The 17,071-nt window shown below is 60.4% G+C and carries 13 protein-coding genes and 2 tRNA genes (1 of these 15 only partly in view); 5 read left to right on the top strand and 10 right to left on the bottom strand.

Annotated features, from left to right (window positions below):
- The 6 genes from IE127_RS11890 to IE127_RS11865 form a co-directional block, all read right to left on the bottom strand.
- Positions 1-2,079, bottom strand: the 5' portion of a protein-coding gene (locus IE127_RS11890) for an alpha-mannosidase (RefSeq protein ID WP_189425878.1). It extends 1,011 nt beyond the left edge of the window; the window shows 2,079 of its 3,090 coding nt (coding positions 1-2,079); its start codon is at positions 2,077-2,079; its stop codon lies off the left edge, out of view.
- Positions 2,080-2,214: 135 nt separating this feature from the next.
- Positions 2,215-3,297, bottom strand: coding sequence for a winged helix-turn-helix domain-containing protein (locus IE127_RS11885; protein WP_189425877.1), 1,083 nt, complete (start codon positions 3,295-3,297; stop codon positions 2,215-2,217).
- 74 nt (positions 3,298-3,371) lie between these two features.
- Complete coding sequence (locus tag IE127_RS11880; RefSeq protein ID WP_189425876.1) at positions 3,372-3,908, bottom strand: hypothetical protein; 537 nt, start codon at positions 3,906-3,908, stop codon at positions 3,372-3,374.
- Between the two features lie 134 nt (positions 3,909-4,042).
- Positions 4,043-4,882, bottom strand: a complete 840-nt coding sequence (locus tag IE127_RS11875; protein ID WP_189425875.1) for a sugar phosphate isomerase/epimerase family protein — start codon at positions 4,880-4,882, stop codon at positions 4,043-4,045.
- Positions 4,883-5,056: 174 nt separating this feature from the next.
- Entirely contained in the window at positions 5,057-6,025 is a 969-nt protein-coding gene (locus IE127_RS11870; RefSeq protein ID WP_189425874.1) for a sodium-dependent transporter, read from the bottom strand.
- A gap of 36 nt (positions 6,026-6,061) precedes the next feature.
- Positions 6,062-6,451: an SLC5/6 family protein gene (locus IE127_RS11865; protein ID WP_189425873.1), complete on the bottom strand. Its 390-nt coding sequence runs from the start codon at positions 6,449-6,451 to the stop codon at positions 6,062-6,064.
- A 204-nt stretch (positions 6,452-6,655) separates the two neighbouring features.
- Between IE127_RS11865 and IE127_RS19620 the strand changes: the two genes are divergently transcribed.
- Positions 6,656-6,835 carry a hypothetical protein gene (locus tag IE127_RS19620; protein ID WP_189425872.1) on the top strand — a complete coding sequence of 60 codons (180 nt, stop codon included), beginning with the start codon at positions 6,656-6,658 and terminating at the stop codon, positions 6,833-6,835.
- Here IE127_RS19620 and IE127_RS11855 read toward each other — a convergent pair.
- The 3 genes from IE127_RS11855 to cpdR all read right to left on the bottom strand — a co-directional run bounded on the left by IE127_RS11855 (position 6,824) and on the right by cpdR (position 7,577).
- Positions 6,824-6,898 (bottom strand) — tRNA-Val (locus IE127_RS11855). The two genes, IE127_RS19620 and IE127_RS11855, sit on opposite strands and share 12 nt — an antisense overlap.
- Before the next feature lie 147 nt (positions 6,899-7,045).
- Positions 7,046-7,120, bottom strand: a tRNA-Val gene (locus IE127_RS11850).
- 97 nt (positions 7,121-7,217) lie between these two features.
- Complete coding sequence (gene cpdR / locus IE127_RS11845; protein ID WP_189425871.1) at positions 7,218-7,577, bottom strand: cell cycle two-component system response regulator CpdR; 360 nt, start codon at positions 7,575-7,577, stop codon at positions 7,218-7,220.
- A gap of 184 nt (positions 7,578-7,761) precedes the next feature.
- On the opposite strand from cpdR, the gene IE127_RS11840 reads away from it, so the two are divergent.
- Together IE127_RS11840 and hisN are read left to right on the top strand one after the other, a co-directional pair.
- Complete coding sequence (locus IE127_RS11840) at positions 7,762-8,649, top strand: N-formylglutamate amidohydrolase (RefSeq protein ID WP_189425870.1); 888 nt, start codon at positions 7,762-7,764, stop codon at positions 8,647-8,649.
- A gap of 299 nt (positions 8,650-8,948) precedes the next feature.
- Positions 8,949-9,773 carry a histidinol-phosphatase gene (gene hisN / locus IE127_RS11835; protein ID WP_189425869.1) on the top strand — a complete coding sequence of 275 codons (825 nt, stop codon included), beginning with the start codon at positions 8,949-8,951 and terminating at the stop codon, positions 9,771-9,773.
- Positions 9,774-9,779: 6 nt separating this feature from the next.
- Here the strand turns inward: hisN and IE127_RS11830 are convergent, their stop codons facing one another.
- The gene (locus IE127_RS11830; RefSeq protein WP_189425868.1) at positions 9,780-10,751 is read right to left on the bottom strand and encodes an alpha/beta fold hydrolase; all 972 of its coding nucleotides are present in this window, start codon (positions 10,749-10,751) and stop codon (positions 9,780-9,782) included.
- A 443-nt stretch (positions 10,752-11,194) separates the two neighbouring features.
- Here IE127_RS11830 and IE127_RS11825 point away from each other — a divergent pair, with 443 nt between their 5' ends.
- Positions 11,195-11,650: an Hsp20 family protein gene (locus tag IE127_RS11825; protein ID WP_189425867.1), complete on the top strand. Its 456-nt coding sequence runs from the start codon at positions 11,195-11,197 to the stop codon at positions 11,648-11,650.
- A gap of 673 nt (positions 11,651-12,323) precedes the next feature.
- Positions 12,324-17,066 carry a glutamate synthase large subunit gene (gltB, locus tag IE127_RS11820; RefSeq protein WP_189425866.1) on the top strand — a complete coding sequence of 1,581 codons (4,743 nt, stop codon included), beginning with the start codon at positions 12,324-12,326 and terminating at the stop codon, positions 17,064-17,066.
- The last annotated feature ends 5 nt before the right edge of the window (positions 17,067-17,071 follow it).

Genomic DNA, 17,071 nt, shown 5'->3' with positions numbered 1-17,071 from the left:
GACCCCCGCCGGAGTGCTGTCCGAAACGAACGACACCGACAGCGCCTCAAGCGGCGTATCGATGGTGCTCACATACCCACCCTCGATCTGTTGCGGAGAAAGCGCCTCCGGCAATGGATCGCTTGAAACGATCTGGCTATGTGGTTGGCTGGTGCCAGCAAGGTTCGCAATCGCAAGGCCTTCCTTATCGCCGGAACGCGCTTCAGCAATCGCGGAAAGATTACGGGCCGCCAAGGCTTCGGCCCGCTCGACAATCGTAGACAGCTCGGCTTCGGTTTGCTCGTAAACCTCCCGAATCGAACTTCCCGGCAGAATGTCGTGGAACTGATTGCGCAGCATCAGCACCCAGTCTTCGGCCAGATCCGCCTTGATCGGCTCAATTCCTGAAAGCGCCGCCAGCGCCGCCAGCGCTTCGGCCGCGACAAGCCCGAATTCGGCGCGCCGGTTGAGCTGTTTGGTGCGTCCCTGTGTGGTGAGGGTCGCCCGGTGGTACTCGAGGTACATCTCGCCGTGCCAGCGCGGCAGCGCTACGCCGTCCAACTCGTCACGCAGCTGGTCGAGATGCTGCTGGATGTTGCCGTGTCGGGCATGCGGAATAGCCGGCATCAGATTGATGATCGGCAGTTCTTCGATCTGGTCGGGGTCAGGGCCGCCACCGCCATCGCCCCAGCCATAGGTGGCGATCACCGTGTCAGTGAGGTCCTTGCCACGGTGGTTGCTCCACACTTCGTTGAGCGCGCCCGGCGTCATCCACATATTGTAGCCTTCGCTCTTATAGGCGTCATAGGTGTGGGTCAGCACTTCCGAGCCGTCATTGCCCTGCCAGATGAAGATATTTTCCGGCAGCGGATTGGTCTCGTTCCAGGTGACCTTGATGGTCACCAGCGCGTCGATGCCGGTGTGGCGCATGATCTGAGGCATTGCGGCGGTGAAACCGAAAGTGTCCGGCAACCATGCTGTGCGCGATATGGTGCCGAAATATCGTTCGAAGTCCTGCTGGCCGAGCAGGAATTGGCGCACGAATGCCTCGGCAGACGGCATGTTGGTGTCGCACTCGATCAGCATGCCGCCAATCGCTTCCCAACGGCCCTCGGCAGCATGCTGTTGAATCGACTTCAACAGTTCCGGCGCCAGCTCTTCGATATGACGATAAAACAGCGATGAAGACTGCAGGAACGTGAAATCCGGGTGGGCCTTGAGCAGCTCGTTGACGTTGGCGAAGGTGCGCTCGATCTTGCGCACCGTCTCGGGCTGCGGCCAAAGCCACGCGTAGTCGATATGCGCATGCCCTGTCAGCAATACCTGCCCTTGCTTGGGATAGGCGCGACGCAGGTCCGCCAGCTGCTCGTCGAGCACTTCCGTGGCCGCCTTGACAGATGAAAGCGCTGTATCGTCCAGCGGCACGAGCTCACCACCGGGCTCGAAGCTCCGTTCCCAGATGCGCTCCGCCCATTGACGGTCGGCGAGGCGGGGGCCGACCTGGCTGGTCGCTGTCGGCAGACGCAATTGCTGGAGCCCGATTTCCACCGCCTCGCACAAGGCGCGCGCCAACTCAGGATCACTCACATGCTCGGAGGCATTACAAGCAATCTCCACGCGACGGCGCAGCGCGCGCACATCCGGATAGAACGCGACGAGATCCGTCCTGCCCAGTTTCGGCTCACGCTGCGGAATACCGAACAAGGTACGTGCGGCGGAGTGCGCTTCGATGCGAAACGGCACACGCGGGACCGGTGCGAACCGCGGATGGCGAGGATTGGCACCGAAGGCTGCGATCTGGTCGCCGCTTTCATCGAAAAGCCGCACCATGGTCTCGCCGGTGAAATCGAGACACAGTTCGAGATCCTGCTCCTTTGGCGGGGCAATCAGACCCTTCGTCGAAAACTCATGGATGCCGATTCGGTTATCCCAGGCATCGCCGTTTGCGATATCGCGTGCCGTCCCCTCAGGATTACGCGACCGCCAGCCCTCGATCGGATAGCGTTGCTTGATTTCCCAGGCAGCAAGCTCATGCGCCCACGTGGCAAGATGCTCTTGCAGTTGCTTCAGGCTGCGCTGGCGATCGCGATAGGCACGCATGCCGGTCTCCTAATCTTATGGTATTGGTCGGCCTCGCACCAACCAGTCTCGCGACGGAGTGTGTGCCCCACTTGGCCGATGGCTTCCAGCCTTTGTGGGCTGCGCCCTGGAAAAAAGCTTAGCGTTCAATGAGCTTCATGATTTTCGTCGAAGGATAGGAGCCCCTCCCCCGCCGCTTCGGAGAGACAGCGTTCCATGCCGCAACGAGGCGCCGAGAATCACTAACGAGCCGAAAATTCCTGCCTCCACGGCACCCAGGGCCACGTGCCACGAAGCCAGGTGCGCGATGCTGTCCGCAAATGGTGACAGCCGGTCGAGCACTCTAGGTGTCAGCTCGAAAGACTGGCTGAGACTGAAGAGACTTCCCGCCATCAGCGTCCCGCCCGACTGCACGATAAGACCGCCAATGACAGCGCAGATTGCACCGGAGGCTCCCACACCTTTCCAGCCGCGCCATCGCATCTCAAGCCAAAGGCCGAACCCCACTGCCATCCCGAGAGCTACGCCTTCAACAGCCCCAGTCAAACGTGTCGGCGCAAACCCTAAGGCGAGAGTGAACGCATCGATCCCGAGCGTTTGTGTTGCCCAGCCGATCGCGGCGCCTCCGATCGCACCACCCAAGGGCAGCCATTCAGCGCGCCCGATCAAGCGCTTGGCTAGAGCTGCTCCCAGACAAACACCAAAAGCCCCTGTGGCACCGACGATCACGTTGAGAGCGATCAGAAGCACAAGAACTGCGCTGGCTCCCTCGCGTACCTCTGCTCCATAAGCAATTGCACCACCATACAACAGACCGCCCAAAAGGCCGGCCGAACCGCCACCGGCAACACCGAACAGGGTCATCGCGAGAAGGCAGAAGCGCGCTCTTAGCGAGGCCATGCCGGCAGTCGCGCCTGGGTGAACGCAGCCATGCACATCGCCGACGAAGCGATACCCGTGTTTTGGAACAGTTTCGATGAAGCGTGGGCTCGATGCGGCGTCGCCGAGGCACTTGCGAATGGTTTTGACGCACTGTGTCAGCGCCTCGTCGCCGACCACAGCCCCTCCCCACACCTCGTCAAAGAAACGCTGCTTCTCTACGAGCCGCCCGGCTTCCGACACCAGCAGTACGAGAGCATCGAAATAGCGGGCGCTGAGCGCAACTGGGCTACCGCCGCGGATCAGTCTGCGGTTGCCTGTATCGAGAACGAAGTCAGCGAAACGATAGACCGGCGCCATGAGTGCCTGTTGAGATATTAACGCCAGCCTGCATTTAGCGCTCACCGCGACGACGCCGCAAGCACCGGCACATACTATCGCCGGAACAGTTCAGTCCGCGCTGTAGAGCGAAACAGGACAGCGACGAGCAGCCAGCAGGTCACTAATATTACGTTAATGACAAATGTCGCGAGCCCTGCGGGGAGCGCGAATACCGTGACCAGAGCTTGTGCCACCGCCGTGGCACCGATGGCGCGAGCCATTCCTTTCGCCTCTAGACGTGAGACCCACACCCCTGCCGCAGCAATAGCAATGACCGCCGGATAGACTGCATTGAGCGGGTTGCCCTCATCACCGATGATACCGACGGCTAGTGTTGCCCAGATCGAGACCAGCGCCGTCAGCAGCCCCAGTGCCGCAGCTGCCCGAAAGATCCTGTTGCTTGAAGTGGCAACGATGCCTTCGAAGGCGAGACCAGTGATCCCAAGCAGTGCCCCGGCGACGATGAAATCGGACAGCGTCCAGTTCACTCCGTTGCCAAACCGCATCGCGACCAGCGGTGCTGCGAGGATGGCGCCTGCCAAACTCCACCCTGCGATGCGCCAACCATGCCTAATCCCCACCATGTTCATTTTTCGCCGGCTCCGCTTGCAAGATAGAAGTAAGCTAAGCGGCGTCTCTATCGCCCGGCATGAGAAACTTGTGATGTTTGAATGAGGACGCATCCAAAACAGACTTCGCCGCTCGGAAAGCTGGGCTTGGACGATCAGCCTCGCGGAACCTCGCTCAGGAGTTCCTGGAGCTTGCTGCGAAAATGTGGAAACGCGACTTCGGGCTCGTCGATATCCGGGTGCCAGCGCTTCTCCCACTCGAAGGTCAGCCAGCCATCGTATCCGTTTCGGACCAGAAGCGTCAGAGCATCGGACCAGGGCACCTGCCCTTCTCCGACCTTCACGTAGCGATAACCGAGACGCGCGCTGAAATCTTCCACCGAGTCTTTCACATCCACTGCGGCGACCCAGGGCCCGATCTGCTCCCAGGTCTCTTCGATATCCTGTTCAGCGATGCGCCACGGATGGTGGATATCCCAAAGCACCCGGACAGCAGGATGGTTGGCTGCTTCGAGCGCACGGCGGGTGAACGCCGGCTCAATCCAGTCGTCATGGGTTTCAAGCAAGACCTGGACGTTGCGTGATGCGGCGTGCTCGCCCAAGGCACGCAGGTTCTCTCCTGCACGATGTACGGCTGCGGCGTAAGATAGCCCGCCAGGAATGGCTCCGCCGAAAACGCGTACGAACGGCGCGCCGAGATCGCTCGCCAGATCAATATGGTCTCGCGCGTTAGCCTGACTATCGGCCAGCTCAGACGGCTCCGGCACCATCATGCGCGCCGATGTCAGCAGCATGTTGATTTCCAACCCAGCCTGCTCGATCTTGGCGCGGGTTCCAGCACGGCGGTCAGGCTGGAACTCGGCGACTTTCGTCAGGTCCAGCTCTCCGTTCAATCCACGAAACGCGATACCGTCGAAGCCGTATTCCTTGGCCCGCTGCACGATCTCATCGAGAGTCCAATCGGGGCACCCGAGAGTGCTGAAGCTGAGTTTCATAGCGGGCTCCTGTTACTTGGTGGCTGGCGAATATACGATCGCTGTGGCGTTTGCTCGATCGTTCGATCGGCTCGTCAGAAAATGCCCACAGTGACATACTGCCGGTATTCCACATCAATCACTGATTGTCGCCGCCATCAACATAACGAAGCCATTGCAACGCATTTATACGAGCTAGCGTAGACATCTCTGGGGAATCTTGTACCTAGCTGCCGATGAGCGCGCGCCACCACTGATGGCACCGACCGGCAGGCAGACCCAGCGGGCAATAAAGACAAGGACACTGGTGAGCCGGGCCGGGGTTCGCTCCATCACTCCCTCCCAGCGCCGGACGGTAAGAGCCCAACCGGCAATGGCAGCACCACCGACCGCAGTCGCAATGACGGCACCGGATCCTGCGAACTTGTCGATGACGTCCAGCACTGGCTGGCCGGCGATCGACCACTGCGGCGCCGCATAGCTAAGCGCCGAGGGCACGCCGAGTATTGCCACCAGTCCCACCCCAACGACGACCGCTGAGTTGGCGCTGACTGGAAAATGCTCGCTGATCGGCACCGTTACGACTTTGGCCCCGGCAATGGCCGAAGACAGCGCCGCCAGGAAGAACAGCCAGAAGAACAAGGCAGCGACAAGTGTGCCTGCCGGCATGGCCCGAAAGGCCTCCGGCATCACTTCAAACGCCAGCGCAGAACCGGCGGCAAGGTCAAGACCTTGCTCGAAGACCAGCGTAAAGATCATCAGGCCCGCCAACAGGGCTACGCCGACGTTGAAGATTGCGACAAACCCGACTGCCCGCACCATGTGGATGCCTCGCGGCATGTAACTTCCATAGGTGATGAGGTACCCTTGGCCGATAGCAAGGGAGTAGAATGCCTGTCCCACCGCCGCAGCCCACAGGCCTGGATTTGCCAGGTCGGATGGCGAGAACGAGAACAGGAAGTTTATTGCTGCACCGGTATCGCCAAGCACCAGGCCGTATGCCGCCAAACCGAGAATGGTCAACAGCAAGAGTGGCATGAGGAGCTTGGCGAACTTCTCGATCGCCGAAAGGCCGGTAATCAATATGCCGCCGACAATCAGACAAACAAATCCAAGTCCGATCAAGGAGCCCCAGCCCGATTGAAATTCGGAGAATTCGGGCACACTGCCTATTGTGGCATAGCCCGCATAGGACAACGTCTAGCCGCTCACCACGAAATAATATGCGTTAATCACGAGGGTCAGCAGGACCACAGCCCAGCCGAACGAAGCAGCCGGCCGTTTGAGCCGCCGAAAAACGGCTACAGTGCTGCCATGTCCGATCCGTCCTGAAGCGATTTCCAGCGAAGCCAGGGGAACGGCGATAGCCACCATGACGAGGAGATAGGCGAGAAGAAAAGCGCCCCCTCCATTATCCCCCAGCACATAGGGAAAACGCCACAGATTACCGAGCCCCACGCCTACCGCCGCGGTCGACAATACGAACGCCCGCTCGGAACTCCATTGTGGGCGGTGTTGAACAGGCGTGCCCTGTTCCCGGCATTCGACTTCAGCGGTATCTGGCGCCGATTTTTGCTCGCGCTGATGCAACAGGAATGCTCCTCTGCTTCGTCTCGGTGCTGGGTGAACTCGAGGGCCAATGACGCTGCAGTGGATTTGTTTCATCGTCGCCCTGACGCAGGACAGGGGAGCATTATTCTAGGACTAGTGCATACCGACCGAGCGCAGTCACACAGCACTGCTGGAGCGTTGCGCTCCTGGCGCTATCGGGGTTTCGTTTCAGCAGGCTTCGATTTGCGTGACAGGACGCATGCCTTCGCAGGCGGCACCGGCGGTGCAACTACAATCCTTGGCGGCGGAAGCCGTCAGCTTACGTCCGGAGACCGCGATCTCTGCAGGCTGTTCATCTCAGGCATGGAGACTGGCGCGATCTACCAGATCATCGATGTCGATGGGGAAGGATGGTGGGAGTAACTGGGATTGAACCAGTGACCCTTCGCGTGTGAAGCGAATGCTCTCCCGCTGAGCTATACTCCCATCCGCGCGCAATTTGTACCAACGTCGTACCAGGTCAACGCAAAACCTGTGTCTTCGGCAATCCAACTCGCTGCCCACATCGCTCTATCGAGCCAAGCGTCCGAGATCAGTATCCGCCGCAGCGGCATTATGGCCGAAGGAAAGAGATGGTGGGCGTGACAAGGATCGAACTTGTGACCCCTACGATGTCAACGTAGTGCTCTCCCGCTGAGCTACACGCCCATCTCTTTGCAAAAACGTCATCGACGTCGTGCGTGGCGCATAGACCACGATTGCGGTTGTGTGGTCAAGAGGCAAACGCATCTGCCGAAAGAACCGCTCAGGCGGCCAGCAATCGTTCCACCTCATCCACCAGTTCACGCAAGTGAAATGGCTTGGAAAGCACCGAAGCCTGCTGTGGCGCTTCACTGTCGGGGTTGAGCGCAACCGCCGCAAATCCGGTGATGAACATGACGCGCAGATCAGGATCGAGCTCCGTGGCGCGCCGCGCCAGTTCGATGCCATCCATCTCCGGCATCACGATGTCGCTGAGCAGCAGCGAAAACGGTTCTTCGCGCAGCCGCTCATAGGCGGATTGCCCGTTGTCGAACGACACTACCTCGTACCCGGCCTTTATAAGAGCGCGCGTGAGGAACTGGCGCATGTCGTTATCGTCCTCGGCCAGCAATATCCGCTTCATGAAGTCCTTCTCCAAGGGGGCGATTCGCATACTATCCGTCGATCTTTAAGCGAAGTTTACCAACAGACAACCATCTCCATCGCCTTCATCACGTCGTGCGTTGTGGACATGCACGCCGAACCGGGGCAAGACTTGCGGTTCAAAGCGCCCCAATCGCGCGCAGGAGCATGAACGAGGAGCGAGCGTGCGCTCGGACTATAGTGACAGGCCGGCTTTCGAAACCGTACGTCCGCGACGGTTGAGCGCACCTGTCGTTTTCAATTCAGCGCATTCCGGCCGGGTGTACCCGGAACGCTTCCTCGCCATGACGAGGCTCGATCATCTGTCCATCCGGCAATCGGAGGATGCGTTTGTTGACGAGCTGTTTTCGCGGGCGCCAAGGCTCGGCGCGCCATTGCTGCGGGCGCACTTTCCGCGGGCCTATCTCGATGCCAATCGCGAGCCGTGGGAGCTCGATCCGGAAATGTTCGAAGAGCCGCTGCCGGAGCGGTTCAACACCACCTCCCCGCGCGTGGCCGCTGGTCTCGGCACCCTGGCGCGCGTCGTGGCCGAGCACAAGCCGATTTACAATCAGCGCTTAACGCTCGCCGATGCCCGCATGCGCATCGAGGGCATCTACATGCCTTATCATCTGGCGCTGCAGGGTCTTTTGAGCGATGCAGTGACACGTTTCGGCGTCGCGGTGCTGATTGATTGCCATTCAATGCCCCGGATAGCGCGGTCCGGTGATCGCGGGGCGCCTGATGTGGTTCTGGGGGATCGCTATGGCACCACCTGCTCGCCCTATATTATAGACCTCGTCGAGACTATCTTCGCCTCTGCAGGGTTGCGCGTCGTACGCAACCGCCCCTATGCGGGAGGATATTGCACCCGCAGCTACGGGCGTCCGCAGCGCGGCGTCCACGCGCTTCAAATCGAGATCAGCCGGCACCTTTACATGAATGAGGTCACATTGACCCGCAACCGCGGCTTCGAAACCCTGCGGCATCTGATCGACCGATTGATCCTTACCCTGATGGATATGGATATCGTGTCCCTTGCAGCTCCCGGTCAGGCCCGCGCTGCCGAATAGCGGCTGGTCTGGCACAAAGATCGGGCCGCCGAAGCGGCCCGCAAGTCAAGGGAGGAAACGATCACGACCGCTCAGACCCAGTCCACAACACTGATTCTAAGTAAAGTCGCATACGCATCATGCCCAAGCAGAATACTCGAATTCGTTAACGCGGTCAGTGTCCGTGCAGCAACTTGACGGTATTGTCGCCTTGCTGTTGCAAAAATGAATCAATTGCACGTCCGCCATTTGCCATCTACTTGCCTGCCTCAGCCTCCGGTCTTGGTCTAAAGCTTTGAAGGATCTCGATGAATACTGACATGCCACGCAAGCCCCTCGACCAGCTCGGCACGCTCATCGAAGTCGATGCTGTGGAGAGCCTGCTGCTGGATGCAGCAGACGCCGCAAGGCACCGCACGCTTGCACTATTCCGCACCAGCCTCGCGGTGGACAATAAGCTCTCTCAGGGGTTCGATCCGGTTACCGATGCAGATCGTGATGCAGAGACCGCGATTCGCGCCATGATCGAGGAGCGGTTTCCCGATCACGGCATCATTGGTGAGGAGCATCAGCAAAAGTCCAGCGATAGCCCCTTCACCTGGATCATCGATCCGATCGATGGCACGCGTGCTTTCATTTCGGGGGTTCCTGTCTGGGGAACTCTGATCGGCCTGCGCTATCGCGGTCAATCAATGGCCGGGTTGATGGCGCAGCCCTTCACCGGGGAAACCTGGTGGAGCGTCGGCGGCAAGGCGCAATACAGTCACCGAGACCTTGTGATGCCGGTCCACGTCAGTGGCGTTCAGCAGCTGGAACAGGCGCGCACCACCGCCACGGCGCCGGAGCTCTTTTCCAGTCCCGACACGCAACGCGCCTGGCAGGCAGTCTCCAGCAACGTCTTGCAGGTCCGATACGGGCTCGACTGCTATGGCTACTGCCTCTTGGCGCTTGGCCAGATCGACATGGTAATGGAAGCCGGTCTGAAGGACGTCGATATCGCCCCGCTGATCCCGATCATCGAAGCGGCGGGGGGGATCGTCACCACGTGGACCGGCGAGTCGGCTGAGAACGGCGGCGATTGCGTCGCCGCGGCAACGCCAGAACTGCATCAGGCAGCACTGCGGAAAATTGCCGAGAGCCAGTGAACTCGTCTAGCCACTCTGCTCGGTAATGAAGGCGTCGAACGCGGCAAGGGCCTGGCCGCGAACGGCGTCACTTTCCATGAGAAGTTCATGGCGCGCAGCCGGCACCACAAGATGCCTGCCGGTACGCAGCCGCAACCCGAGATGCTCGATCGCAGCGCTCGAGACAACCGTATCGCTGCCGGCGGCCAGCATCAGCACCGGCACACGAAGAGCCTGAGGGAATGTATCCGTCGCAACCCGCGCCATGGCATCGCTCGCAGTGGCGAGCCATTGGATCGTCGGCCGGCCTATACCCAGCCCCGGATCCGCAGTCAGCACATCGACAATGCGCATATAGCGCTTGAGATCGGATGTCAGCGGGTTGTTCGCAAAGCCCTCGCGGGCGAGGCCTTTGTCGCCGCGTCGCCCGACCGGCTGCGCGCCCATGCCGAAGAACGCCAGCCCCTTCATCAGCCGCGCTGTGTTGCGCATCGAAAGACCCGTCTTGATCGACAGCATCGGAGCGAGCAGCAAGGCTCTATCGAACATCGTACGATCCCTGATGACGCCCAGCAGACCGGCAAGGCCACCCATCGAATGGCCAACGAGATAAAATGGGGCCGGACAATCGGGAAGCAGCACCTGACGGTGAAAGCTCTCGAGATCGATCCCGTAATCGCCAAAGCTTTCAACATGCCCGAGTTGAGGGTTATCGATCAGCCGATCCGACCCGCCCTGCCCGCGCCAGTCAAATGTCGCAACAGCAAACCCGCGGCGGCGGAAATCTGCGACAGTCTCGAAATACTTCTCAATGAACTCGGTGCGCCCCTGCAGGATGCAGACTGTGCCCCGACGCGGGCTCGCGGCCTTCGGCCAGATCGCATAGCGCAGACGGATGCCGTCGGTTGTTTTCATATAGCCCGCCCGCATGCCCTCGGGCGCGGGGTTGCTCGGCAGCATCACAAGCCGTGGCCCTTCAGGCGCGACGAGGTTTTGCATGACATGTCTTCCTGAAGGCATGTGGTGGACAAGCGAGCGAAAGGCTTCAGCGCGACGCAGTTTAACACCGCGATATTGATAAGCCCTTGCCACTACACCAATGCCCTACCGACATGAAGAGGGCCGGCACTCGGGCAGAGTGCCGGCCCGGATGCAGACGGTCCGTGCGGGGGGCGGGTGACGGAGCCGTCTTCACCAATGCAGGTCTCAGGGGATCCCCAATGATCTGCACATGTGGCTTTCTAGGCCCCGAGACCTGAACGCGAACGGAGCTGATCATTCATTTTCAGTTCACGCGCAGCCGGCTCTTGAACCGGAAAAAGCCGCACCTAAATCAAGTGCGTCCGCCGGATATCCGGGGACCGTTATCCATCCGAAAGCCCGCCACACCGGGGGTTTCAAGCGGATGAAGACGCACCACGTTGCTTTACGGAGAATGTGAAATGCAAAGCATCGACTTTTCGCCCTACTACCGCTCGAGCGTCGGCTTTGACCGGCTGTTTTCGCGCCTCGACACCCTGGTGAACCAGGAATCCAAGACCTACCCGCCGTATAATATTGAGCGCACGGGGGAGGACACCTACCGCATTTCGATCGCGGTCGCCGGCTTCTCGCAGGGTGATATCGCCATCGAAAGCAAGGAGAACAGCCTTCAGGTCAAAGGCGCGAAACCCACCGAGTCCGCTGACAAGTCCCGCGAATTTTTGCATCGCGGCATTGCAGAGCGCGCCTTCGAGCTGCGCTTCCAGCTTGCCGATTATGTCGAGGTGAGCGGGGCAAACATGCAGAACGGCCTGCTGCACATCGAATTGAAGCGCGAACTGCCTGAAAGCAAGCGCACTCGGCAGATCCCGATCAATTCCGACACCCCGAGCATTGAAGACAAGTCCGTCAACTGACGACAACTTCATCTGGACAGTGGGGCGCGGCTTTTGCAGCCGCGCCTTTCTTATGTCCGGCACCTCGTACATCTGTACAGGTTGCGCCTCATATCTTCGCCTTCAAGATGAGGGACCGTTTCCAGCGGTAGGGTGATTCGTGTGCCGGAGGGCGCCCCGCGGATTGCCCGTTCAACCTCGACTTGCGGGCGCCACTCAGTGTGCGTCCGTCTTTTTTGGTCACGACACCCACAAATCTCCCCTATACATTGCGACCGCACGATGCGCACCGGATTGGCTATTGCCAAAAACTGGGGTTGCCTGCTTGTGCGCAGTTTGGAATTATGCAAATGTGCTGCGGATAGGACAACAATGTTGTCGTTTATCTGCGCGGCGCCCCGGTCTCCCCGGCTGGCGCTGCACGGCGCACCGCTGACACCGCCCGAGGGGCGAAACGGAGCGACGGGACCTGATAGGTCCGATTGAGCGGCCATTTGGATGCAGAGCCGCTCCCCAAGGCATGGACGCGTTTTCCACGCTTCGAGCCGTACAGAGTACGACCCGGACAGGAAGCGTGCCCTTAAATTAGGATTTGCATCCGCTGCCATGCCCAACGGCGAGGATGCAAACGGGACAGACAACGAAGCGGCCTGGTCTATAATGGGCACGCGGCATTGAGAGCGAGGAAAAAGCAATGGCAAGTCAGCGGACCGGAGACACGCTTCCGATCACGGCAGCATCTGCAAAAACTCGCACCGTGATTTCGCATGGCCGCCGGGTGGCGACTGGCCGTCCCGAGGCGCAGGGCCTTTATGATCCCTCGCGCGAGCATGACGCCTGCGGCATCGGCATGATCGCCAATATCCAGAACAAGCCGAGCCACGAGGTGGTGGAGAAGGGGCTCGAGATTCTCGAGAACCTTGAGCATCGTGGTGCCACCGGCGCCGACCCGCTCATGGGTGACGGCGCAGGCGTTCTGGTTCAGATTCCGCATGGCTTTTTTGCCGGCAGCGTCGATTTCGACCTTCCGGACCAGCACCACTACGCTGTTGCCATGGTGTTCTACCCCAACGACGAAACGCTCAAGCAGCGCTGCGAAGCAGCCGTGCGCAAGTGCATCGAGACGGAAGGGCTGACGCTGATCGGCAATCGGGTGGTGCCGACGGATAACAGCCAGCTTTCTGAAGGCGTCATTGAAACGCAGCCGATTATCGAGCAGCACTTCATTGCACGTCCTGATGGGCCGTCGCTTGATGACTTCGAGCGCAAGCTGCTGATCGTTCGCAAGGTCATTTCGAACTTCGTCTACAACGACGTGCCGGAGTCGAACTCCGATAACGGGTTCTATGTCGTGTCGATGTCGGCGCGCACACTTGTCTATAAGGGCATGTTCCTGGCGTTTCAGCTGGGCGCCTTCTACCCCGACCTGCGCGACGAGCGGTTCGAATCGGCCCTCGCCCTCGTTCACCAACGCTTCTCGACCAACACCTTCCCCTCATGGAAGTTGGCGCACCCGTACCGGATGACGACGCATAATGGTGAGATCAACACCATACGCGGCAACGTCAACTGGATGGCAGCGCGCCAGGCTTCGGTCGCCTCTGAGCTCTTCGGAGAAGAGATCTCGAAGATCTGGCCGATTTCCTATGAGGGCCAGTCCGACACCGCCTGCTTCGACAACGCGCTCGAGTTCCTCGTGCGCGGCGGCTATTCACTGCCGCACGCGGCGATGATGCTGATCCCGGAAGCCTGGGCCGGCAACACGCTGATGGATGAAGAACGGCGCACCTTCTATGAGTATCACGCCGCCCTGATGGAGCCGTGGGACGGTCCCGCCGCAATGTCGCTTTCGGACGGCCGCTATATTGTTGCAACGCTCGACCGCAACGGCCTGCGGCCGGCGCGCTACTGCGTTACCAAGGGCGGACACGTCATTCTCGCGTCCGAATCCGGCGTTCTCGACATCCCCGATGAGGACATCATCGAACGCTGGCGGCTGCAGCCCGGCCGGATGCTGGTGATCGATCTCGAAGAAGGCCGGATCGTCTCCGACGAGGAGATCAAGAAGGGCCTGGCCACCAAGCATCCTTATGCACAGTGGTTGGCACGCACCCAGATCGTCCTTGAGGAACTGCCAAAGACCGCCCGCAATGCGCCCAAGAGCACGGAAAACCTGCTCGATCGCATGCAGGCCTTTGGCTACAGCCAGGAAGATATCAAGCTGTTGATGGCGCCGATGGCAACGACCGGCCAGGAAGCTGTCGGCTCGATGGGCACGGACACGCCAATCTCGGCGCTCTCCGACAAGCCGAAGCTGCTTTATACCTATTTCAAGCAGAACTTCGCGCAGGTCACCAACCCGCCGATCGATCCGATCCGCGAGGAATCGGTGATGAGCCTTGTCAGCTTCATCGGCCCGCGCCCCAACCTGTTCGACATTGAAGGGGTGTCGCGCCAGAAGCGGCTCGAAGTGCGTCAGCCGATCCTGACCAATGAGGATCTCGAAAAGATCCGCACCATTGGCGATATGCGTGACAACCAGTTCAAGACCGAGACGATCGACATCACCTACGCGGCTGAAGCCGGTGCGGCAGGGATGGAAGAAGCGCTCGAGCACATCTGTGAACTGGCCGAAAAGGCTGTGCGCGGCGAATACAACATCATCGTGCTGTCAGACCGCCTGGTTTCGGCGGAACGCATCGCCATACCCGCGCTTTTGGCGACGGCTGCTGTTCATCACCACCTGATCCGGCGCGGCCTGCGCACCTCCTCAGGCCTCGTCGTTGAAACCGGCGAAGCGCGCGAGATGCACCATTTCGCTTGCCTTGCCGGCTATGGCGCGGAAGCCATCAACCCGTATCTGGCTTTCGAGACTCTCGCAGCACTGCAGGCTGAGGGTGAGTATCCGCCCGAGGTCGATGCCGAAGAAGTCATCAAGCGCTACATCAAGTCGGTGGGCAAGGGCCTGCTGAAGATCATGTCGAAGATGGGCATATCGACCTATCAGTCCTATTGTGGGGCGCAGATCTTCGATGCTGTCGGGCTCAACACCGGTTTCGTGCGCAGCTACTTCACCGGCACCGGCACCACCATTGAGGGCGTCGGCCTCGCCGAAGTCGCCGAGGAAACCGTGCGCCGGCACAAGGATGCCTTCGGCAACGATGCAGTGCTGCGCAAGTCGCTCGATGTGGGCGGCGAGTATATGTATCGCATCCGCGGTGAGAAGCACGCCTGGTCGCCTGACGTTGTCGCAGACTTGCAGCACGCCGTGCGCGGCCTCGCCGAAAGCCCGGAAGTCGCACAGGAGCGCTACGACAGCTTTGCCAAGCGGGTAAATGAATCCGCCAATGGTTATCGCGCCATCCGCTCTTTGTTTGAGGTCAAGCCGCTCGGCGCGGAAATCCCGATCGAGGAGGTGGAACCGGCCACCGAGATCGTCAAGCGGTTCGCCACCGGCGCGATGAGCTTTGGCTCGATCAGCCGCGAGGCGCACACCACGCTTGCGCGCGCCATGAACACCATTGGTGGCAAGTCGAACACTGGTGAAGGCGGCGAGGAATCGGCACGTTTCGAACCCCTGCCCGATGGCTCGATGAACCCCATGCGTTCGGCCATCAAGCAGGTTGCCTCGGGCCGGTTTGGCGTCACGACGGAATATCTTGCCAATGCCGACTCCATCCAGATCAAGGTGGCACAGGGTGCAAAGCCCGGCGAAGGCGGTCAGCTGCCCGGACACAAGGTCGATTGGGTAATAGCCAAGACCCGGCATTCAACGCCGGGCGTGGGCCTCATTTCGCCGCCGCCGCACCACGACATCTATTCGATCGAAGATCTCGCGCAGCTGATCTACGACCTCAAGAACACCAATGAGGCCGCACAGATCTCCGTCAAGCTTGTGTCCGAGATCGGTGTCGGCACGGTCGCTGCGGGTGTCGCCAAGGCCCGCGCCGATCACATCACCATTGCCGGCTATGATGGCGGCACCGGTGCATCGCCGCTGACTTCGCTCAAGCATGCCGGCAGCCCGTGGGAAATCGGGCTCGCCGAAACACATCAGACGCTGGTGCTTAACCGCCTGCGCAGCCGCGTCGGCCTGCAGGTCGATGGCGGTTTGCGGACCGGTCGCGACGTGCTGATCGGGGCGCTTCTCGGTGCCGACGAGTTCGGATTCTCGACTGCGCCTCTGATCGCAGCCGGTTGCATCATGATGCGCAAGTGCCATCTCAACACCTGTCCGGTTGGCGTTGCCACTCAGGATCCGGTACTGCGCAAGCGCTTCAAGGGCACGCCCGAGCACGTCATCAACTATTTCTTCTTCGTTGCAGAGGAACTGCGTGGCCTGATGGCCAAGATGGGCGCGCGCTCGCTCAACGAGATCGTCGGGCGTTCCGACCTTCTGGAGCAGAAGAAGCTTGAGAACCACTGGAAGGCCGAGGGGGTCGATTTCTCGAAGATCTTCCACAAGCCGGAGCCGCTTGGTGGCGACACGCTCTATCATTCCGAGGGTCAGAACCACCACCTCGAGGACGTGCTCGATCGTAAGCTGATCGATCTGGCGCAGCCTGCTCTCGAGTCCCAGACGCCGGTGACGATCGACCTGCCGATCCGCTCGCGCGACCGTTCGGCTGGCGCCATGCTTTCGGGTCAGGTCGCAAAGCGCTACGGACACGAGGGGCTGCCCGAGGACACCATCGCCATCAAGCTGGCTGGCACGGCCGGTCAAAGCTTCGGCGCCTTCCTCGCCAAGGGTGTCTCGATCGATCTCGTTGGCGATGCCAACGACTATGTCGGCAAGGGCCTGTCTGGCGGACGCATTGTCGTGCGGCCTCCGGAGACCGCTCGCTATGTGCCGGAGAAGTCGATCATTGTCGGCAACACCGTGTTGTACGGCGCCATCGAGGGTGAGGCCTATTTCCGTGGTGTCGCCGGTGAGCGTTTTGCCGTGCGCAATTCGGGCGCCATCGCCGTCGTCGAGGGCCTGGGCGATCACGGCTGCGAATATATGACTGGCGGGTTGGTTGCCGTGCTCGGCCATACCGGACGCAATTTCGCCGCCGGCATGTCGGGCGGTGTCGCCTATGTTCTTGACGAAGACGGCACGTTCCGGTCGCGCTGCAATCTCGCAATGGTCGATCTCGAGCCTGTGCCCGAGGAAGAGAACCTGATGCGCAAGATCCACCACCACGGTGGTGATCTCGAATGGCATGGGCGTGTGGACGTATCCGGCGACATGACCAAACATGACGATGAACGTCTGCAGCAGGTCATTGCCAACCACCTGCACTATACGGGCTCGTCGCGCGCCAAGTTCATTCTCGAGAACTGGGAAGAGATGCGTCCGAAATTCGTCAAGGTGATGCCGGTGGAATACCGCCGCGCCATCCGCGAAATGGAAGAAAGAAAGCGCGCCGGCGGTATCGGCGTCGCTGCAGAGTAGAGAGG

Source organism: Devosia pacifica (genome assembly GCF_014652635.1).
GTDB classification, from domain to species: domain Bacteria; phylum Pseudomonadota; class Alphaproteobacteria; order Rhizobiales; family Devosiaceae; genus Devosia; species Devosia pacifica.
Note: the sequence above shows the minus strand (reverse complement) of the source record. Positions and strands in the feature narration are given on the sequence as shown.